This is a genomic window from Mesorhizobium sp. WSM4828 (assembly GCF_055811175.1).
In genome coordinates, this window is sequence record NZ_JBVVQK010000010.1 from 176,670 (window position 1) to 195,625 (window position 18,956).

Annotated in this window: 22 protein-coding genes; 10 read left to right on the forward strand and 12 right to left on the reverse strand. The window is 64.0% G+C overall.

Annotation, left to right across the window (positions count from 1 at the left end; all coding sequences use genetic code 11):
• Positions 1–175: 175 nt before the first annotated feature.
• The 3 genes from AC0L2X_RS14390 (at position 176) to AC0L2X_RS14400 (ending at position 2,010) form a co-directional block, all read left to right on the forward strand.
• Positions 176–1,243, forward strand: a complete 1,068-nt coding sequence (locus tag AC0L2X_RS14390; RefSeq protein ID WP_473558111.1) for a glycosyltransferase family 2 protein — start codon at positions 176–178, stop codon at positions 1,241–1,243.
• A 153-nt stretch (positions 1,244–1,396) separates the two neighbouring features.
• Entirely contained in the window at positions 1,397–1,675 is a 279-nt protein-coding gene (locus tag AC0L2X_RS14395) for a type II toxin-antitoxin system RelE/ParE family toxin (RefSeq protein WP_352489936.1), read from the forward strand.
• A 26-nt stretch (positions 1,676–1,701) separates the two neighbouring features.
• Positions 1,702–2,010, forward strand: coding sequence for a HigA family addiction module antitoxin (locus tag AC0L2X_RS14400; RefSeq protein WP_352455430.1), 309 nt, complete (start codon positions 1,702–1,704; stop codon positions 2,008–2,010).
• A 43-nt stretch (positions 2,011–2,053) separates the two neighbouring features.
• Here AC0L2X_RS14400 and AC0L2X_RS14405 read toward each other — a convergent pair whose 3' ends face one another.
• The 6 genes from AC0L2X_RS14405 to AC0L2X_RS14430 form a co-directional block, all read right to left on the reverse strand.
• Positions 2,054–2,341 (reverse strand): DUF982 domain-containing protein, encoded by a 288-nt coding sequence (locus AC0L2X_RS14405; RefSeq protein ID WP_473558114.1) that lies wholly within the window; start codon positions 2,339–2,341, stop codon positions 2,054–2,056.
• Between the two features lie 89 nt (positions 2,342–2,430).
• Positions 2,431–3,237, reverse strand: coding sequence for an ABC transporter permease (locus tag AC0L2X_RS14410; protein ID WP_473558117.1), 807 nt, complete (start codon positions 3,235–3,237; stop codon positions 2,431–2,433).
• 4 nt (positions 3,238–3,241) lie between these two features.
• A complete protein-coding gene (locus AC0L2X_RS14415) occupies positions 3,242–4,075 on the reverse strand; it encodes an ABC transporter permease (RefSeq protein WP_352489939.1) in 834 nt (277 codons plus the stop codon).
• A gap of 17 nt (positions 4,076–4,092) precedes the next feature.
• Positions 4,093–5,208, reverse strand: a complete 1,116-nt coding sequence (locus tag AC0L2X_RS14420; RefSeq protein WP_352489940.1) for an ABC transporter substrate-binding protein — start codon at positions 5,206–5,208, stop codon at positions 4,093–4,095.
• A 67-nt stretch (positions 5,209–5,275) separates the two neighbouring features.
• A complete protein-coding gene (locus AC0L2X_RS14425) occupies positions 5,276–6,370 on the reverse strand; it encodes an ABC transporter ATP-binding protein (RefSeq protein ID WP_352489941.1) in 1,095 nt (364 codons plus the stop codon).
• A gap of 124 nt (positions 6,371–6,494) precedes the next feature.
• Positions 6,495–7,382, reverse strand: a complete 888-nt coding sequence (locus AC0L2X_RS14430) for a LysR substrate-binding domain-containing protein (protein WP_352489942.1) — start codon at positions 7,380–7,382, stop codon at positions 6,495–6,497.
• Between the two features lie 75 nt (positions 7,383–7,457).
• Here AC0L2X_RS14430 and AC0L2X_RS14435 point away from each other — a divergent pair, with 75 nt between their 5' ends.
• On the forward strand, positions 7,458–9,047 hold the full coding sequence (locus tag AC0L2X_RS14435) for a zinc-binding metallopeptidase family protein (RefSeq protein WP_352489943.1): 1,590 nt from the start codon (positions 7,458–7,460) through the stop codon (positions 9,045–9,047).
• A gap of 34 nt (positions 9,048–9,081) precedes the next feature.
• The gene (locus AC0L2X_RS14440; protein WP_352489945.1) at positions 9,082–10,014 is read left to right on the forward strand and encodes a dimethylarginine dimethylaminohydrolase family protein; all 933 of its coding nucleotides are present in this window, start codon (positions 9,082–9,084) and stop codon (positions 10,012–10,014) included.
• A 79-nt stretch (positions 10,015–10,093) separates the two neighbouring features.
• Here the strand turns inward: AC0L2X_RS14440 and AC0L2X_RS14445 are convergent, their stop codons facing one another.
• The gene (locus AC0L2X_RS14445) at positions 10,094–11,101 is read right to left on the reverse strand and encodes an ornithine cyclodeaminase family protein (protein ID WP_473558123.1); all 1,008 of its coding nucleotides are present in this window, start codon (positions 11,099–11,101) and stop codon (positions 10,094–10,096) included.
• A gap of 158 nt (positions 11,102–11,259) precedes the next feature.
• Here AC0L2X_RS14445 and AC0L2X_RS14450 point away from each other — a divergent pair, with 158 nt between their 5' ends.
• On the forward strand, positions 11,260–11,721 hold the full coding sequence (locus AC0L2X_RS14450; protein WP_352489947.1) for an Lrp/AsnC family transcriptional regulator: 462 nt from the start codon (positions 11,260–11,262) through the stop codon (positions 11,719–11,721).
• A gap of 106 nt (positions 11,722–11,827) precedes the next feature.
• Here the strand turns inward: AC0L2X_RS14450 and AC0L2X_RS14455 are convergent, their stop codons facing one another.
• Positions 11,828–12,211 carry a YybH family protein gene (locus AC0L2X_RS14455; RefSeq protein ID WP_352489948.1) on the reverse strand — a complete coding sequence of 128 codons (384 nt, stop codon included), beginning with the start codon at positions 12,209–12,211 and terminating at the stop codon, positions 11,828–11,830.
• Between the two features lie 149 nt (positions 12,212–12,360).
• Positions 12,361–13,110, reverse strand: a complete 750-nt coding sequence (locus AC0L2X_RS14460) for an SDR family NAD(P)-dependent oxidoreductase (protein ID WP_352489949.1) — start codon at positions 13,108–13,110, stop codon at positions 12,361–12,363.
• 96 nt (positions 13,111–13,206) lie between these two features.
• Between AC0L2X_RS14460 and AC0L2X_RS14465 the strand changes: the two genes are divergently transcribed.
• Entirely contained in the window at positions 13,207–14,100 is an 894-nt protein-coding gene (locus AC0L2X_RS14465) for a LysR family transcriptional regulator (protein ID WP_352489950.1), read from the forward strand.
• A 79-nt stretch (positions 14,101–14,179) separates the two neighbouring features.
• Here the strand turns inward: AC0L2X_RS14465 and AC0L2X_RS14470 are convergent, their stop codons facing one another.
• On the reverse strand, positions 14,180–14,611 hold the full coding sequence (locus AC0L2X_RS14470) for a VOC family protein (RefSeq protein ID WP_352489951.1): 432 nt from the start codon (positions 14,609–14,611) through the stop codon (positions 14,180–14,182).
• A 71-nt stretch (positions 14,612–14,682) separates the two neighbouring features.
• Between AC0L2X_RS14470 and AC0L2X_RS14475 the strand changes: the two genes are divergently transcribed.
• Positions 14,683–14,850, forward strand: a complete 168-nt coding sequence (locus tag AC0L2X_RS14475) for a hypothetical protein (RefSeq protein ID WP_352709485.1) — start codon at positions 14,683–14,685, stop codon at positions 14,848–14,850.
• Positions 14,847–16,049 (forward strand): MFS transporter, encoded by a 1,203-nt coding sequence (locus AC0L2X_RS14480; RefSeq protein WP_352451471.1) that lies wholly within the window; start codon positions 14,847–14,849, stop codon positions 16,047–16,049. Before AC0L2X_RS14475 ends, AC0L2X_RS14480 begins: the two co-directional genes overlap by 4 nt.
• A 121-nt stretch (positions 16,050–16,170) precedes the next feature.
• On the opposite strand, the gene AC0L2X_RS14485 is transcribed toward AC0L2X_RS14480, so the two are convergent.
• On the reverse strand, positions 16,171–17,073 hold the full coding sequence (locus AC0L2X_RS14485) for a sigma-70 family RNA polymerase sigma factor (RefSeq protein ID WP_352489954.1): 903 nt from the start codon (positions 17,071–17,073) through the stop codon (positions 16,171–16,173).
• A gap of 204 nt (positions 17,074–17,277) precedes the next feature.
• On the opposite strand from AC0L2X_RS14485, the gene AC0L2X_RS14490 reads away from it, so the two are divergent.
• Positions 17,278–18,684, forward strand: a complete 1,407-nt coding sequence (locus AC0L2X_RS14490; RefSeq protein ID WP_473558130.1) for a DHA2 family efflux MFS transporter permease subunit — start codon at positions 17,278–17,280, stop codon at positions 18,682–18,684.
• A 55-nt stretch (positions 18,685–18,739) separates the two neighbouring features.
• Here AC0L2X_RS14490 and AC0L2X_RS14495 read toward each other — a convergent pair whose 3' ends face one another.
• The gene (locus AC0L2X_RS14495; protein WP_473558132.1) at positions 18,740–18,955 is read right to left on the reverse strand and encodes a hypothetical protein; all 216 of its coding nucleotides are present in this window, start codon (positions 18,953–18,955) and stop codon (positions 18,740–18,742) included.
• Between the last annotated feature and the right edge of the window lies 1 nt (position 18,956).

Sequence of the window (18,956 nt, forward strand, 5' to 3'; positions counted from 1 at the left end):
CCTCGAAGGCAATGGCGGCCTCAGTACGAAGTCGCAAAGCGAAACGTGACCGGTCTCCTCGTGGAAAGCGCAGGCTTTCTCCCAGGGAACTCGTTCCGTGCCAAGAGGGCGCTTGAAGAGGGGGCGGCCCATGAGGGCCTTTGCCGAACCAAAGCAAGATGCGAGGTCAAACGCGATGCAGTCTGTCCAAAACAGGATTCCGGTATCCATCATCATCCCGAACTACAACTACGCGCGGTTCCTCAAACGCAGCATCGACAGCGCCCTCGAGCAGGACTACGCGGATGTTGAAGTCATCGTGGTCGACGATGCATCGCAGGACAATTCCACGACAATCATGGAATCCTATCGCGACGAGATCCTCGCCTGCCCGCGAGCGCAAAATGGCGGACACGCGGCGGCGTTCAACACCGGCTTTGCGGCGAGCTCGGGCAAGATCGTCCTGTTCCTCGACGCCGACGATTATCTTTATCCGACCGCTGTCTCCACCATCGTCGAGACCTGGGACGAGGCAACTGCCCAGGTGCAGTCCAGACTGCATATCGTCGACGAAAGGCAACGCATCAAGGATGTCTTTCCGCCACCCGAACTGCCCTTCGACAGCGGTGACGTCATGCCGAAACTCCTGCACAAGGGCCGCTATCAGACGACCGTGACCAGCGGGCTCGCCTTCGACCGCGCAACGCTGGAATCGATCATGCCGATCCCGGAGCCGGAGTTCCGCCAGGGCGCCGACGGCTATCTGGCAACGCTGGCGCCGATGTACGGGCATGTCCAATCGATCGACGAATGCCTCGGCGCCTACCGGATCCACGGCGCCAACCATTCAGTCTTCGGTGAAAAGCTCGCCGAGCGGGCACGCTGGCGGGTAACTCACGATTTCCGCCGCATGCAGGCGCTGTCGGACCAGGCCTCCGGGATCGGCCTGACCATCGTGCCGTCGGATGCCGTGCGCCACGATCCGGTCCACCTGGAAGAGCGGCTGGCGTCGCTTTGCGCGGACAGAGACCGACATCCCGTGGCCGACGATTCCCGGCTGGCGCTCGGGGCGGCCGGCGCGGTCGCCAGCCTCGAAATGACCGCATCCCTGCGGCGGCGCGCAATCCTTGCCGCGTGGTTCCTGTCGGTCGGGGTGTTGCCGCGGAAAATGGCCACCGCGGTGCTGATGTGGAAGCTTGATGCGTCGTCGAGGCCGGCATTTTTGAGCCGCCTGTCCAAGAGAATCCGCCACGCGATGGGATAGTGAGCGGCACTGTGACATAGCTCCGCCTGGTTTTGGGCCGATACTCCCCAGCCTCCAGCGGACGCGATCATCGCCTCTGACAGACCCGGACCATTCTGTAAATTATTTGCTTACACCTGCTTGACCAGCGTAAGCAATATGCTTACATGTGGTATGATCAAGTCGTTCAAGCACAAGGCGCTGGCGGACCTCTTTCAAACCGGAAAGACCGGGAAGATCGACGCCAAGATGCATAAGCGCATCCTTGTCCGGCTTGACCGCTTGGAAGTCTCGGAAAGGCCTGATGACATGGACCTGCCCGGCTTCGACTTCCACGCTTTGAAGGGCTTCAACCCGACCCGCTACACGGTGCATGTCAACGGGCCGTGGTGCATCACATTCGAATTCGACGCCAATGATGCTGCCCGCGTCGATTTCGAACAGTACCATTGAGACGGCTTAGATTGGAGAAATCGATTATGAGCGTGTATGAACCGATGCGTCCGATGGAGCGCTGCCCATCCCACCCCGGGGCGTTGCTCGACGACATTATCCCGGCAACCGGCAAGACCAAGGTGGAAATCGCCAATCTGCTCGGAATCTCGCGCCAGCAGCTTTACGATATTATCCGCGAAAAGAAGCCGGTGTCGCCGGCTGTCGCGGCGCGCCTTGGAAAGATGTTCGGCGACGGCGCCGCGATCTGGCTCAGGATGCAGGCCGCTTACGATGCGTGGCACGCTGAGCGCGAGGTCGACGTCAGCGCCATTCCAAGGCTCCATGCTGCCTGAGATGCAATAGATCCGCCGAACCACCGAGGCTCTCACAAATCGATCACGGCCCCCGCTGCCGGGATCGGCCCTCCGGTTCGACGGCTCGCTCGACCAGGACGTGCGCCTCCCGCGCGGCCTCGACGAACGCGTCCCTGGCGGCTTCGGTCCAGCGGTCGTCGCTCATGGCGCGGCGGCATGTGCGCAGTGCCAAGCCGTGTTTGGCGCTGCCGGCGTCACGCCAGTGGGCCTCCAGTAATTCGACAGCCTGCCGTGCGTTGGAAATGTTGCGGATATCTCCCACGATGCCGACCGCAACCGCAACCGGCTTGGAAAACCATCCTTGGTTCATGGCGAAGCCTTCGACGTGTTGAACTACCTATAACGAGAATCGTAGCGCAAGGTTTCATTCGCGCCAGTCACCACGGCGTGAGGCGGCCCTCACTGTGCCGCGCGCAGCCTGACCACGAGGCTGCGCGCCACAAGCACCAGCACGGTGATGACGATCAGGATCACCGAGAGTGCGGCGATCGCCGGGTCGATGTTGTCGCGCAGGCCCATCCACATCAAGCGCGGCAGCGTGATGGCGTTGACCGAGGTGATGAACAGGGTGACGCCGATCTCTTCCCAGGACAGCACGAAGGAGAGCAGTGCCGCGGTGACGATGCCGAACTTGATGTTGGGCATGATGATGCGGGTGGCGCGCTCCCACACTGTGGCGCCGAGGCCGCGGGCGGCGAGATCGATGCGGCGGTCGAGCTGGCTGAGCGACACCAGGATCAGCACCGTGGCAAAAGGCACCGTCATCACCGCATGTGCCATGGCGACACCCAGCCAGGTGTCATAGCCGAAGAACGACGAGAACCCCGAGATCGAGGTCAGCAGGAAATAGAGCGTGATTGCCGATACCACCGGCGGCACCACCATCGGCAGCAGCACGAAGCCGACCAATACTGCCGTGAAGCGCGGCTGGAACATCCAGACGCCGAGGCTGAAGCAGAGTGCCAGCACCGTGGAAAAGGCGCTGCTGACGACGCCGATCCTGATCGAGAGCAGGATCGAATTGATCCAGCGCGGATCCTCGATCAGCGCCCGGTAATGGCGCAGCGACAGTTCACCGGACGGCATCGCCAGCATGCGGCTCGGCGTCAGCGACACCGGAATGACGGCGAGCAGCGGCAGCAGCAGGAACAGCGCGACCAGGGCGGCGAGGATCAGCGAGATGGGACCGGGGCGGTAGGTCGGCATCGCGCTACACCAGTTGCTTTGGTCTGATATAGCGGAACAGCAGCGCCATCAGCGCGCCGACGAACAGCACCAGCACCACGCTGATCGCAGCACCCAGGCCCCAGTCCGGGCTCTGGAAGATGCGGAGATAGATCAGCTCGGCGATCATCACGCTGCGGCCGCCGCCAAGGATCGCCGGCGTGACGAAGAAGCCCAGCGAAAAGACGAAAACGATCAGCGCCGAGCCGATGATGCCGGAGCGGGTCATCGGCACGAACACCGACCAGAAGGTGCGCATGCGGCTGGAACCGAGGCCGCGCGCCGCCAGCAGCACACGGTCGTCGAGGCTGCGCATCGAAGAGGCCAGCGGAAACACCGCGAAGGGGATGAGGAAATGCGTCATGCCAACGATGACGCCAAACTCGTTGCGCACCAGCGCCAGCGGCTCCGAGATGAAGCCGACCGCCTGCAGCCAGGTGTTGATCAGGCCGCGATTGGACAAAAGCGCCACCCAGCCGAAGGCGCGCGTCAGCACAGAGATCCAGAACGGCACCAGGATGCAGAACTCGGCCACGACACGCTGCACGGGCGTGCCGCGCACCCAGACAACGGTGATGGCGTAGGCGGCGGCAACTGAAACGATCGTCACGATCGCCGCGATGCGCAGCGTGCGGATGAAGACCGACTGCACCAACTGATCCGTGAGCAGCGCATTGTACTGCCCCAGCCCCGTCGTGGGCAGCGTAAAACTCCATTTGACCACGCCAAGGAATGGCCAGGCGTAGGCTAGCGCAAGAAAGAGGAGCAGCGGCGCCATCAACAGCGCCGCGCCCATCCTGTCGGAGAGGTATGCTCTCATCCGGTTATCCCGGCTTGTCAGGCGGAGATGATCTTCGTGTATTCGTCGAGTGCCGCCCCGTAGTTCTTGGCGTACCAATCCATGTCGAGCGGGATCTGCTTCTTCATGTTCTCGGGATCGACGGGGTTGATGCGCTTCTTGTCGGCAGGGATCAGCGCGTCGGCGGCCGGATTGGCCGGACCCTGGCCGAGCTTCTCGAACATGATGAGTTCCTTCTCCGGGTCCTGCGTGCTGGCGATGAACTTCATCGCCGCATCCTTGCCGCCGGGATTGCCCTTGAGCACGGCGAGCGCGCCGGGCGAGATCAGGCCCTGGTCCCAGATGAACTTGATCTTGCCGCCGGAATCCTGCTCGATAAGCGAAGCCCGGGTCGACCAGACGATCGCCATCGACGCCTCGCCATTGAGCAGCACGCTCTGGCTTTCGGCGCCGCCACCCCAATAGGCGACGACGTTCTCCTTGAAGGCGGCGATCTTGTCATGCGCGCGCTTGAGGTCGAGCGGGTAGAGCGAGGCCGGCGCGACGCCATCGGCAAGCAGTGCCGCTTCCCAGCTCGACACGCCCCATTTGTAGAGCGAGCGCTTGCCGGGGAATTTTGCCACGTCGAAGAAGTCGGCCATGCCGGTCGGCGCCTGGCTGCCGTATTTCTCGGCATCGTAGGCGATGACGTAGGAGAAGAAATAGGTCGAGGCGGCGTATTCCCAGCCAAATCCCGGCCGCATCTTCTTCTTGTCGACGATCGAATAATCGATCGGTTCGAGCATGCCTTGCGCACCGAGCGTGATGGCCGAGAACGGATCGACGTCGACCAGGTCCCAGGTCGGCGCGCCGCTCTTGAACTGCGCCGCGATTGCGCCTTCGGTCGGGCCAGAGCCGTCCATCTTGACGGTGATGCCGGTCTCCTTGGTGAAGGCCTGGCCGTAAGCCGCGTCATAGGCGGTAATGGCGTCGCCGCCCCAGTTGACCAGCACCAGTTCCTTTGCCGCGGCAAAGGCGCCGGTCGAGCGCAGCAGCATCGGCGTGCCGGCCAGCACCATTGCGGCCAGCTGCGTGAACTGCCGGCGCGAGATCTCGCCGCGCACTGCCCTGGCGGACAGCGCCTCGATGGAATTTTTCTTGGTGTCGTTTGTCATGTTAGTTCCCCTTTTTTGTCGTTGGCATTTCCTGAAAGTCAGCTTGGCGAATTCGCCACGCCGATCGTCATTGTCCTCCGTCCGGAAGGAGGAAACCCTTTTCCGCCGGCCAGGTCAGCCAGACGGAATTGCCCTTGCTGAGCGCAGAGGCGGCGACCTCGTTCGGCACCGAAACCGTCACCTTGGCGCCTTGACGCGTGGTGAGATCGAGCCGCGTCGCAGCGCCAAGATAGGTCGAGGCAACGGCAGTGGCGGCAATGCCGTTCTCGCCCGCGGCCGCTTCCGGCGCGATCGACATGTATTCGGGCCGGATCGCCAGGATGGCGTCGCCACGGACCTTCTCGGCCTTGCAGCGCATGCTGATCGCGCGGTCTTCGCAGACGCCCGTCGAGCCATTGTCGGCCGGGCGCACGCCCTTCAGCGGCAGCATGTTGATCTCGCCCAGGAACTCAGCGACGAAGCGGTTGTCCGGCCGGTCGTAGACCTCGTCCGGCGCGCCGACCTGCAGCAATTTTCCATGGTTGAAGATGGCGACGCGCGACGACAATGCCAGCGCCTCGCTCTGGTCATGGGTGACAAAGACGAAGGTGGTGCCGGTCTCCTGGTGCAGCCGCTTCATCTCGGCCTGCATCTGGCCGCGCAGGCCCTTGTCGAGCGCCGAAAACGGCTCGTCGAGCAAAAGCACACCAGGCTCGAAGACCAGTGCCCGCGCCAGGGCCACGCGCTGCTGCTGGCCGCCGGACAATTGCGACGGCAGTTTCTTCTCGTGGCCCTTGAGCCCGACGCGCTCGATCATTTCGCCGACGCGGCGCTTGATCTCAGCCGCCGATTTCTTGCGCACCTTGAGTGGGAAGGCGATGTTGGCCTCGACGCTCATATGCGGGAACAGCGCGTAGCCCTGGAACACCATGCCGGCGGCGCGCTGCTCGGCCGGCCGCTCGGTGATGTCGACGCCGTCGCTGTAAAGGCGACCGTCGGTCGGCTGAATGAAGCCGGCAAGGATCATCAGGAAGGTGGTCTTGCCGGAACCGGAGGGGCCGAGCAGGGTGAGGAACTCGCCACGGCCGATATCGAGCGTCAGATCGTCCAGCGCACGGAACGAGCCGAAGCTCTTGCCGATCCCGATTGCCTTGATCTCTGCGGCCCGGCCGGGTTGCTGCATCCTGCCCTTTCCTTAGCGTAGGCGAAATCGTAGGCAGGGCGGCGGCTCACCGCAACCGAATAGTTTTCGCCTGATCGGCAAATTTGATTCATCTATGCCCCAATCTTCCCCCTCCGGGGGGAGATTAACGCTGGTTCTCCGACAGCTTCGACCTCAGCCACCGCCCAAACGCCTCCAGCACCGGATGCGTCGCCTTGGCGTGCTCGGAAACCAGAAAATAGGAGCGCGGTGAATTGATCGCGATGTCGAAGGGGCGCACCAGCCGGCCTTCGCTCAGTGCCCGGCCGCTGGTCAGCTCGTCGCCCATGGCGATGCCCTGGCCGGCGATCGCCGCCGAAAAGACCAGGTTCATGTCGGAAAAGAAGATGCCGCCTTCCGGGTCGGGGTTCTCGACCTTGGACAGCGCCAGCCAGCGCGCCCAGTCCTCGGTGTCACCGAGATGCAGGAGATTGGCGCGTAGCACGTCTGCGGGCTTGGAGAAGCCGCCGATCTTGTTGAGCAGCGTCGGGCTGCACAGCGGCGTGAAGGAGATTTCGCACAACAGCTCGACCGCGCGGTTGGGCCAGTTGCCGACGCCAAAGGCGATAAAGGCGTCGGCCTCGGCATTGCTGACGTCATCGAGGCGGCGCGGCGTCAGGATGCGGAGCGCGACATCGGGATACATCTGCCGGAATTCGCCAATGTGCGTGCACAGGAAAAGCGAGGCGAAGCCAGGAGTGCAACTGACACTAAACGAGCCGCCGACGCCGCTGCCGGCATGGCGCGTCACCGCGTCGCCCAGCACCGTCAGCGCCTTGCGCACATCGCTGGCATAGCGCTGGCCGCGCGGCGTCAGTGCCACGCCCTTGCCGATGCGCTCGAGCAGGTCGAAGCCGAGATCGCGTTCGAGCAGGCGAAGCTGATGGCTGACGGCGCTGCGGGTCAAATGCAGTTCGTCGGCGGCGCGCCAGACGCTGCCGTGGCGGGCAAAACTGTCGAGGGCGCGCAGCGCTTGAGTGGAGGGAATTCGCAAGAGGTGAACCGAATTTGCATGAGCCGGAAAAACATATCACTTTTTGGCGAGACGCTTCACTGCTTTCTTTGACGGATGGAGATACCGGTGACCTCGGCGCAAGCGACCGCGCTTGCCTGTCTGGACGACATCCAGCCGTCGCTATCGGCGTGGACGCGGACCATCTTCGACTTCGGCGAGACCGCCTGGCGCGAATACCAGTCGGCGGCCTGGTATGTGGAGCATCTGAAACACGAAGGCTTTTCGGTCGAGGAAGGCTCGGGCGGCATGCCGACCGCCTTCTGCGCCCACTGGACCAACGGGACCGGCCCGACGATCGGCTTGTATGCTGAATACGATGCGGTGCCGGGCAATTGCCAGGATGCGGCGACGGTGAAGCGACCGCGTCCGGGCCTTGGCGAACAGGCCGGCGGCCACACCGATCCGCATTCCGGCCTCGGCATTGCCAGCCTCGGCGGGCTGCTGGCGACCAAGGCGGCGATGCAGCGCCACGGCATATCAGGCACGCTGCGCTTCACCGGCGAGCCGGCGGAGAAGGTGCGGGGATCGAAGCCGATCCATGCCGCGAAGGGCTATTACGATGGGCTGGCAGGCATGATCTCCTTCCATCCCTTCTACATGCTGCCGCTCTGCAACACGGCGCGCTGGGACACGCATTGCGGGGCCGCCTATGCGATGATCTACCGCTTTGTGTGCGACGAACCCGAAAATTGGGTTCGCGCAAGCGATGCAGCGCCCATTCCGCAGGCGCATTCGGCGGTGCGTGCGCCCGGCGCCAACGACGCGCTCATGATGATGTATATGGCCTCCAAGGCGCTGCGCGATTCCATGCTGCCGCATCAGGGCGGCTGGTCGATCAGCGAGGCGATCCTGACGGCGGGCCAGGCGACCGCCGACAATCTGCCGGCCGGGCTGGCCGAGATCCAGTACATGATCCGCGCGCCGACGCTGGCGATGGCCGAACAGGTCACCGCCGTGCTCGACCGCAATGCGGAAGCCGCAGCCAGGATGAGCGGCTGCCGCCACGAGCGGCACTGGGTGTCGAAGTCGCGGCCGGGGCTGGCCAATCACGTCATGGCCGGCATTGCCTTCGACGCGCTGGCGGCGGTCGGGCCGCCGCATTGGGACGAGACGGCCAAGGCGATCGCCCGCGAAATCCAGGTCAATGCCGGCGGCGAGGCGACCGAAGAACCATTCATCGACGAACTGGAGCGGCTGATTGCGCCGCAGGCGGCCGAGGCGCTGCTGCGCCGCGACCTGCCGCCATCGCAGCTCAATTCGACCTCCGACGATTACACCGACATGTCGTGGCACGCGCCGACGGCGCGGTTCTACGTCGCCCGGCCGGCGCTGCGGTCCGAGAACGGCCACGCTTTTCCGTCCTGGGCGATGAATGCGCTGGGCGGCATTTCTGCCACGATCGACCCGATGGTCACCTGCGCAGCAAAGACCATCGCGCTCGCCGCACTTCGCCTGTTGGAAGACGAGGCCGCGCGCAAGGCGGCGATGGACGAATTCGTCGCCCGCACCGGCGGCGGGATCGGCGGCACGAGCTGGATTGCGCCGCTCTGCGACTACGAGCCGCCGATTGGATTTCGCTGGCCGGAATATGTCACCACCCCGCGCGGACGGGACTGGTGGATACCAGGCAACCAAGCCGCATGATCTACCAAGCCGCCCCCTTCACGAGGAGAACCCTATGACCGTCCATGACCGCATCGTCGCCGAGCCGTTTTCGCTGCAGCGCCGCAACCCGGCCGGTGGCACCAAGCCGCTGACCGCCTGGGGCTTTGCCAACGAGACCGACGTGCTGACCGACGTGCTGCTCGGCTCGCCGAATTTCCTGCGCCATCTCTCGACCAGCTCGCTGTCGCGAAAACATCTGCGCGAGGCGCCTTGCAACGTCCAGATCGCGCAGGCACAGCACAAGGACCTCGCCGCCGCCTACGAGCATTTCGGCGTCAACATCCACTGGCACGAGCCGACGCCGGAGCTGCCGATGCAGGTCTATTCGCGCGATTCCAGCGTCATGACGCCCTACGGCGCCATCATCACCGCCATGGCCCAGTGGTGGCGGCGCGGCGAGAACTACGCCGCGATCCGCACTTATGAAAAGCTCGGCATCCCGATCTACGACATGGTCACCGCCGGCACCTTCGAAGGCGGCGACTTCAATGTCATCGAGGATGGCGTGGTGCTGATCGGCTGCGGCGGCGCCCGCACGCAGGAGGAGGGCGCCCGCCAGGTGCAGGCCTGGTTCGACAAGGAGGGCTGGGAGACCCGCATCGCCTTCATCGACGAATATTACGTCCATATCGACCTGATGGTGGTGCCGATCGCCGAAAAACTGACCGCCGTCTGCGTTGACTGTACGGAGCCGGGCATCGTCGACTGGCTCAAAGGCAAGGGCCACGAGATCATCGACGTGCCGTTCCAGGACACGATGGCGCTCGGCTGCAACTTCATGTCGCTGGGCAAGGATCGGGTGATCGCGCCGACGTCCAGCCAGACGCTGATCGGCCAGCTCAAGGCGCGCGGCTTCGAGGTGGCGGCCATCGATATGAGCGAAATCTCGAAGACCGGGGGCGGCATCCACTGCATGGCGCAGGCGCTGAAGCGCGAGCCGGCCTGAGAGGCCGCCTTTAGCCCGGCCGCTTCCGCGAGGGGGCCATTGTCAGGAAGGTCGATCCCGCCTGGCTCGCGGAACGCGCCTACAGCACGATGAGCTTTCCCTTGCGCAGACGCTTGGCGCAACGATAGGCGAGATCGGCGGCGACCATGTCTTCCATCGCAATGCCCATCGCCTTGTAGGTGGTGATTTGTTGATTGGAAACACGACCCGGCGCGCGGTCGAGCAGCATGGCGCCAAGCTCGGTGCCGAAATCCGGGTCGAAGCCGGCAAGCTCGCAAGAACCGACCGGGGTCGGTTTGAACGCATCCTTGGTTTCGACAAAAAGACTGGATTTGGCGATGAGCTCGATCGGCATTTCACCGCCGGGCGGCGCCACCCCGACCGACGAGACATGCGTGCCCGGCTGGACCCAGCCTGGGTCGATCACCGGCTGGTAGGAGTGGGTCGCCAGGCACACCACGTCGGAACTGCGCACCGCCGCCTCGAGATCGGCGACCGCCACCACCGACGGATGCAGCCGGGCAAGCGCTGCCGCATCGTCGAAGCTCTTCGAAGCGACCCGGATTTCGGCAAAGTCGCGCACCAGCGGCAACAGATGCAGGTGCTGGTTGGCCTGCACGCCGGCGCCGACCACTGTCGCTATCCTGGCATCCCGGCGGGCAAGCGCGCGCACCGACAGCACGGCGGACCCGGAGGTTCGCGCCGCGGTTATGAAGGTGCCGTCCATGATGCAGACCGGCAGGCCGTACAGCGGATCGAACAGGCTGATGGTGGCAAGGTGGCTGGGCAGGTTCTTGGCTAGATTGCCTTCGAAGACATTGACGATCTTGACGGTCAGGTTCATGCCCTCCATCCAGGCCGGCATGGCGAGGCTGTAGCCGGCTCCGGGGATGTCGAGCTGTGGCCGGGGTGGATTGACGACCTTACCTTGTGACAGCGCCTTGAAGCCGTCTTCCAGAACATCGAGAAGCTGGCTGAGGTCGATGCACGCCATCACGTCGGCTTCGCTCAGTACCAGGATCTCGGTCGCTCCCTTGCTGATTTCCGCCGCACTCTTGCCAGCTGGGCTGAACGCTTCCTTGGTCATCCTGCACTCCTTTTGTTCGTCGAAATCGGCTCACCACGTTTGCTTTGTGGGTGAGGTAAACGCAGGCTATTGCGAGGCATAATGTGATGAAATACGTTGATTTTGGCATCTCTGCGTGAAATCAACACACAAACCCCTGAGATAGCGTGGATTGTGAAATGGGCGATCTCGACCAGATAGACCGCAGCCTGCTCAGGCTGCTGCAGGAGGACGGGCGCCGGACGACGCTTGATCTGGCCGGGCGTATCGGGCTGTCGCCGACCGGAACCAGCCAGCGGGTGAAGCGCCTGTTCCGCGACGGGTTCATCACCGCGGTCAGGGCTATGCTCGATCCGCGCAAGGTCGGCAGGGGAACGCTGGTGTTCATCGAGGTCCGGCTTGACCACACGGCGCCGCATGTCTTTGACCGCTTTGCCGAAGCCGTGGCGAAAGCTCCGGAGGTTCTGGAGTGCCATATGGTGGTTGGCGGTTTCGATTATCTGGTCAAGGCGCGGATCGCTGAAATGGCGGTGTTCCAGGATTTCCTGCAGCGGATTATTCTGCCTCTGCCCGGCGTGCGCGAAACACACACTTTCGCCTCCATCGCCGATGTCAAGCCGAATGCCCTCTTACCGGTGTGATCAGATGGAGGAGGGGAATGCTGTTCAGGGCGACCTTGAACGCATCTTCGCCACCTTATTGCTCCCCCTGGCGCGCCTTCCGGTGCAGAGATGCCGGAGACCGGCTCTAGCCTTGCAGGGTCAGCAGGTTCGCGTCGCGCGCGAGCCGCCACTCACCATCCGCCTCCTTGCGCAGGAGCGTCAGTGCATATCCCGATCTATGGAGCGGCTCGCCATTCGGCGGGGTCGCGGTCATGTCGATGTGGCTGCGGATGAAGGCCCAATTGCCGAGAAGCTGTAGTTCCACGATATCGCTCGTGCCGTCGATATGAACGCCGGCCGTCTCCCGCGCGGCTGCCGCGAAGATCTCCTTGTCGAAGGGTTCCCGGCCGGGAACCATGAAGATCGCGTCGTCCGTCATCAAACTGAGGACGGTCGCGATGTCTCCACGCCTACTCGCATCCATCCACGTCTCGACCAGCTTTCGGATTGCTTTTTCGTCGCCCGTCATCCGTTACCTCCCTGGCATTGCGTCGTCATCGATAGCGCACGGCGCTCCTCCCTCGCCGAAACATAGGGCTTGGATCGCTCTCGTCATCGATTGCGGTGAGTCGCGCGGCGTGGGCATGGTCCGCGAAACGGTAGGTTCGCGCGTCCATGCTACCGCCAGCCGCCCGAGGCGGTGATGCGCTCGCCGGTCAGCCATGACGCTTCGTCGGAGGCGAGGAACACCGCGACGCGGGCGACGTCTTCGGGCAGGCCGAAGCGGCCGAGCGGGGTCATGGCGATAATCTGCTTCTCGAATTCGCTGCCGACGATGCCAATGCGCGCGAGGCCTTCGGTGTCGACGCCGCCGGGCGCGATGGCGTTGACGCGGATGTTGCGGGCGCCGAGCTCCCGCGACATCGACAGCGTGATCGTGTCCACGGCACCCTTGGTGGCGGCATAGACGAGCGAGTTCGGCTGCGGATTGCGGCTGGCAACCGAGCTTATGTTGATGATGCTGCCGCCGCCCGGGCCAAAATGGCTCACTGCTTCTTGCGTGGTCAGAATGATGCCCAACACATTGGTGTCGAACTCACGGTGGAACTCGGCCTCGGTCACCGCTTCCAGGCGCTCGAATGCGAAGACGCCGGCATTGTTGACCAGTATGTCGAGCCCGCCAAACGCCGATTTTGCCGCCTCGAACAGGCGGCGCACGTCGGCCGATTGCGATACGTCGCCCTGGACGGCGACGGCGCGGCCGCCACGGTTCTCGATCTCGGCGACGAGGCGGTCGGCGCCTTCCCGTGACGAGGCGTAGTTGACCACCACCGCGGCACCGGCCGTGGCAAGACCCTTGGCAATGGCGGCGCCGATACCCTTTGACGCGCCGGTGACGATGGCGACCTTGCCGTTCAGCTTGCTCATCAATCTCTCCTTTGTCGACGATGATCGGTATTTAATGATGATTAAAAGGCGTATTAGGATCATCATGATCCATTCTTTCGTGCCTGGAATTCGGGAATGACCACCATTCTCGAAAAGACCGCCGGTCTCGTCGCCTTCGTCCGCACCGTCGAAGCCGGCTCGTTCCATGCCGCCAGCCGGCTGGTCGGCTCCAGCCCCTCGGCGGTGTCGAAAAGCGTGGCGCGGCTCGAGCGCCGACTAGGCGTCAGGCTGATCCAGCGCTCGACGCGCCGGGTCGGGCTGACCAGCGAAGGCCTCGCCTATTACGAGCGGGTGGCGCCGCTGCTCCGGGCGCTGGACGATGCCGAGGACATCGTCCAGATGGCCGATACGGCGCGCGGCCTGTTGCGCGTCACAGCGCCGGTCGAACTCGGGCGCGGCCTGATCGCGGCATGGGCGCAGGCGTTCCTTGCGCAGCACGACGCAGTCAAACTGGAGCTCAGTGTCACCGATCGTCACGCCGACCTGATCCGCGAAGGCTATGACGTTGCGGTGCGCATGGGGCCGCTCGCAGACACCGGGCTCGTCGCGCGCAAGATTGCCAATCTGCCGATCGTGCTGGTGGCCTCGTCGGCCTATGTCGCACGGCGCGGCTGTCCGGCTTCGATCGAGGATCTGGCGAACCATGACTTCATCCGTTACCAGATGGCGGGCCGGCCTTATCCGGTCACGTTTGCCGACGATACGATGATCGTGCCGGATGGCCGGTTAGACACCGACGACGGCGGCGCCATTCGCAACGCAGCACTTGCCGGCGCCGGCATCGCGCATCTGATGCGGTTTGCCGTGCAGGACGATCTCGACACGGGCCGCCTGGTCCGCATCCTGCCCGAAGTGGCGATGCCAACCATGCCGGTGCACATCGTCCATGCCTACGGGCGGCAGCTGCCGGTCCGGGCACGGCTGTTCGTCGACTTCCTGGCGGGCCAGATGGTGGCGCTGATGCGATAGGGCAGACGCGGTCTGGGCAAGCACCCAGGTTTTGGCAGAGACCAACCGTGCCGGCCGGTGCGAACCACCTTACCGGAAGCTAGAAGGTGATCTTCACTGAATCGGCGCTGCGGCTGGCCGGGCCGTGGTGGACGGCCTCGATGTTGTTGCCGTCGGGGTCGAGCAGGAAGGCGGCATAGTAACCGGGATGGTAGTGCTGCCGCTCGCCCGGCGCGCCATTGTCGGTGCCGCCCGCCTCAAGCCCGGCCTTGTAGAAGGCATCGACCATCGCACGGTCCTTTGCCTGGAAGGCTAGGTGATGGCGCCCGGTCAGCTTTCCCAGGGCCGCCGGGCTGTCGGGGCTGGAAATGAACAGCTCATCGGCCCAGAAATAATCATCGCCGGCGCCACCGATCGGTATGCCGAGCACATTGAGAACTGCCTCGTAGAAACGCCGGCTGGCCTTGAGATCCCTGACCACCAGCTGGACGTGGTCGATGAGACGGCCGCGATGAAGTTCCTGATTTGCCATGCTTGACAGCTCCTGATCGCCGCTTGGAAATCTAGCTTCGAACGGTGCGCGGTCAATCCAGAAGCCGTGGAATGGCCAGCAAAGCCGTGGAATGGCGCCATCGCACCGACTGGATAAAAAATGCAACCGGATTGTCGGATTCAAAAGTTGTCCAACGTCCTTCGGACGCAAGCGGCTCGGCGAAGCTCGAAAAGGTCGTGCCGTATCAACGCTTCCGGCATGGGAGAAAATTGAAATGAGCCTTCCCTATCGTTGGGTCATCGTCGCGGCTGGCGCGCTGATGACCTGTGTCGCCCTCGGGGCGATGTTCTCGCTGGCGATCTTCCTCGAACCGATGGCACTCGACACACAATGGTCGCGTGCCGGCATATCGAGCGCGATGACGCTGAACTTCCTGGTAATGGGCCTCGGCGGCTTCGCCTGGGGCGCCATTTACGACCGCTTCGGCGCCCGCATCGTCGTCATGACCGGCGCCGTGCTGCTCGGCCTGGCGCTGGTCCTGGCCAGCCGCACCGGCTCGCTGCTCGTTTTCCAGTTGGCCTACGGCGTGCTCGTCGGCCTCGCGGCAAGCGCCTTCTTCGCGCCGATGATCGCGCTCACATCCGCCTGGTTCGACACGAACCGCAGCCTCGCCGTCTCGCTGGTCTCGGCCGGCATGGGCGTGGCGCCAATGACCATCTCGCCCTTCGCCCGCTGGCTGATTTCGGCCTACGACTGGCGTACCGCAATGTTCGATATCGGCATAACGGCGTGGGTGCTGCTACTGCCGGCCGCGCTTCTTGTGCGCCAACCGCCCAAGCCCGCTGCCGACGGCGCTGCCCCAAGCGTTGCCGCCGAGGGCGCCGGCATGACGGTTCCGCAGGCGCTGCGCTCGCCTCAATTCATCGTGTTGGGACTGACCTTCTTTGCCTGCTGCGCAGCGCATTCGGGGCCGATCTTCCATATGGTGAGCTATGCCATGCTGTGCGGCATAGCGCCGATGGCGGCGGTCAGCATCTACAGCATCGAGGGCCTGGCAGGGCTGGGTGGCCGGCTGCTTTACGGCGTGCTTGCCGATCGGCTGGGCGTCAAACCGGTGCTGATCACCGGGCTGGCCATACAGGCCGTGGTCATCGCAGCCTATCTGGCGGTCAGCGAGCTTGGTCAATTCTACACGCTCGCTGTCATCTTCGGCGCCACCTATGGCGGCGTCATGCCGCTCTATGCGGTGCTGGCGCGCGAATATTTTGGCCAGCGCATCCTCGGCACGGTGTTCGGTGCCGTAACCATGCTGTCCAGCCTCGGCATGGCTTTCGGCCCGCTCGCCGGCGGCATGGTGTTCGATGCCTATGCCAGCTATTCCTGGTTGTTCATCGGCTCGGCCCTTGTCGGGCTTGGCGCGATGGCGATTGCGATCGCCTTCCCGCCGCTGCCGCGCCGGGAGTTGCAACCGGCTTAAAGCAGGATCGACGGAAAAGGGCGGCCGCTTGGATGGCAAGCGGCCGCGATCCAAAATAGCTGGCGCGTTTCGCGGGAGCGGTCTGGCCAGTGCTCGGTTCGATATTCTGAAAGAAGAATTGCTATGCTTGCAGGGCCACCACCTCGGCGCCGTCAAGCGTGTAGCGCGCATAGCGGAAATCGCGAATTCTCGCCAATCTGTCGTCCGCCCATTCCAGCAGGATAAAGTATCTTAGCCCTCCGGCTGAGTCATCCGGATCGATCACCAGAATGGCTGGTCGCCGATCCACCAGGCCTGGAAGCAGCCGCCAGTCGTGGATACTCGCGTAATTGTGGAAGTACCGGCCCACTTTCGTGCGACCACTCGCCCGCAGCCGGTTGACGAGATCAAGCCGCACGTCTTCGGCCAGCATGTCGCGGATCGCATCGAAGTCGCGGGCGTTGAACCGCTCTACATAGGCTGCCAGACGCGCCCGCTCGGGCTCGGCCAACAACGGCACGGGCCGATCGTCAGGCTCGCGGGCGACTTCGCGCAGGCGCAGACGGCCGCGATGAAGCGCGGCCTTCACCGCCGGAACGCTGCTGTCGATTATGTTGCCGATTTCTTCGAGCGTATAGCCGAGCACATCCATGAGGATGACGCTGCTACGCTGCGCTGCCGGCAGGCGCATGAAGGTCCGCAGGCTTGCGGCTGCAGTGTGCCGGCCCTCGGCCGACATGCCGGGGTCAGGTATCGTGTCGATATCCTCGAGGGCATGCGCGGCATCCACCCTGGCGCGACGGCGCAGGTGGTCGAGCGCTGCGTTGTGCGCGATGCGGAACAGCCAGCCCTCGACATTGGCTATCGGCCCGGTCCCGGGGAACGCCTCGAGCGCCTTCACCGTAGCTTCCTGGACGACATCCTCGGCATCGATCACCGAACCGGTCATGCGGGCGCAATAACGGTGCAGTTTCGGCCGCAATTCGCCGAGCAGCCGGTCAAATGGCTCCCGTCCTTCTGGCGTGCCGATTGCGGATCCGGTCATCGCACAAGGGTTGATTTCATGCGTGTCTCCCAGGCAGAGGCGCCCGCCATCGGGGGCAGCGTCCTATAGACGCTCGACGATGGCAAAAGGATTCGGTCGAAAAAACTTTCTTTGGCTGGAATCCTTTGGTGGTGCCTCCGCGTCACTGGATCACGGGCCCGCGAGACTGGCGGGCCATCTGTTCAAGCCGGAGGCGTCATCATCATGAGCAAGCAAAGTGCGGCATCAACGAAGGTCTGGGTTCTCGCCCTCACGTCGATAGGCTCCTTGATGGTCGTTCTCGATGCGATGGTCGTGGCAACGGCATTGAGCACGATGCGGGTCGAGCTCGATGCCTCGCTGGAGACGCTGCAATGGACGATGAACGCCTATAATTTGAGCTTTGCCGTCCTGCTTATGACCGGGGCGGCGCTCGGTGACAGGTTCGGCCGACGCCGCATCTTCATCGCCGGATTGGCGCTGTTCGTCGCAGCGTCGGTTGCCTGCGCGCTCGCCGGAAATGCCGGATTGCTGATTGCGGCCCGTGCGGTTCAGGGCGCGGGTGCTGCAATGGTCATGCCGCTGGCTATGGCGCTGCTGAGCGTCGCTTTCCCCCCGGAGGAACGAGGCAAGGCGCTGGGTATCTTCAGCAGCATCACCGGCCTGGCCCTGATCATCGGCCCGATGGCGGGCGGTGCGATCTCCGAAGGCCTCTCCTGGCACTGGATCTTCTGGCTCAATGTCCCGGTCGGCATCGTTCTCATGCCGCTGGTGCTGCGTCGGATTCCGGAGAGCCACGGGCCGGGCACGGCTATCGATGTCCTCGGCGTCGTGCTGGTAACTGCGGCGGCATTTGGAGTGGTCTGGGGTCTGATGCGCGGCAACATCGTGGGCTGGAGCAGCTCTGAAGTGCTGTCGGCGCTGACGGCCGGGCTGCTTCTCGCCATCGCATTCGTCGTTTGGCAGCTGCGTACCCGTGAGCCCATGCTGCCTTTGCGGTTTTTTCGGGCGCGCGCATTCTCCTCGGGCGTAGGGGCGAACTTCCTGCTCTGCGCCGCCATGTACGGCCTCGTATTCCTGTTGCCGCAGTTTCTGCAGTTTGCCCAGAGCCGTGGGCCGCTCGGCGCCGGCATGGGATTGCTGCCCTGGACCGCCACGCTTTTCGTGGTCGCACCGATCGCCGGCAGCCTGATCAACCGCGTCGGCGAGCGCTGGCTTGTCGTGGCCGGGTTGATCCTGCAGGCAGCCGGAATGGCTTGGCTGGCGCAGATCGCAGCACCTGATCTGCCCTATATCCAGCTAGTCGCCCCGCTGATCATTACCGGTGCCGGCGTGTCGATGGCGATGCCTGCCGCGCAGAATGCGGTCCTCAATGCGGTCTCGCGGCCGGAAGTCGGCAAGGCTGCCGGCACATTCAACACATTCCGTTTTCTGGGCGGCGTATCTGGGATCGCCATCGCCGGTGCGGTGTTCGCCGGGACCGGAAGCTTCGCGTCCACCGACGCGTTCAGTGATGGCTTTACCTCGGCAATCGACGTCTCAGCTCTGCTCTCGCTCGCCGGCGCGCTCGTCGGAATGGGGCTCCCGGAGCGTCGCACAGTGGCGCTTGCGAACGCGAGCAAGGAGGCGTAACTCGGAGGCAGGAAGCTCGCGCTTCGATGGGTGCCGCAAAGCGGGGTTCCCCGCTTCAACACGCCTCCTGCTGCCCGGCGGATGCAAGGGTGCCGCTCGCCACGAGGCCGCACAGCTGGTCGGCGCTCAGGTGCCTGGCGGATCCATCATAGGCCACGCCTCCGAGGCTGAGAATCACGATCCTGTCGGCCAGCACCCGCACCGTGAAGAGATGATGCGTGACGGGGATGACGCCGGTGCCGCTGGCGGCGATCGAATGGATCAGCTTCACG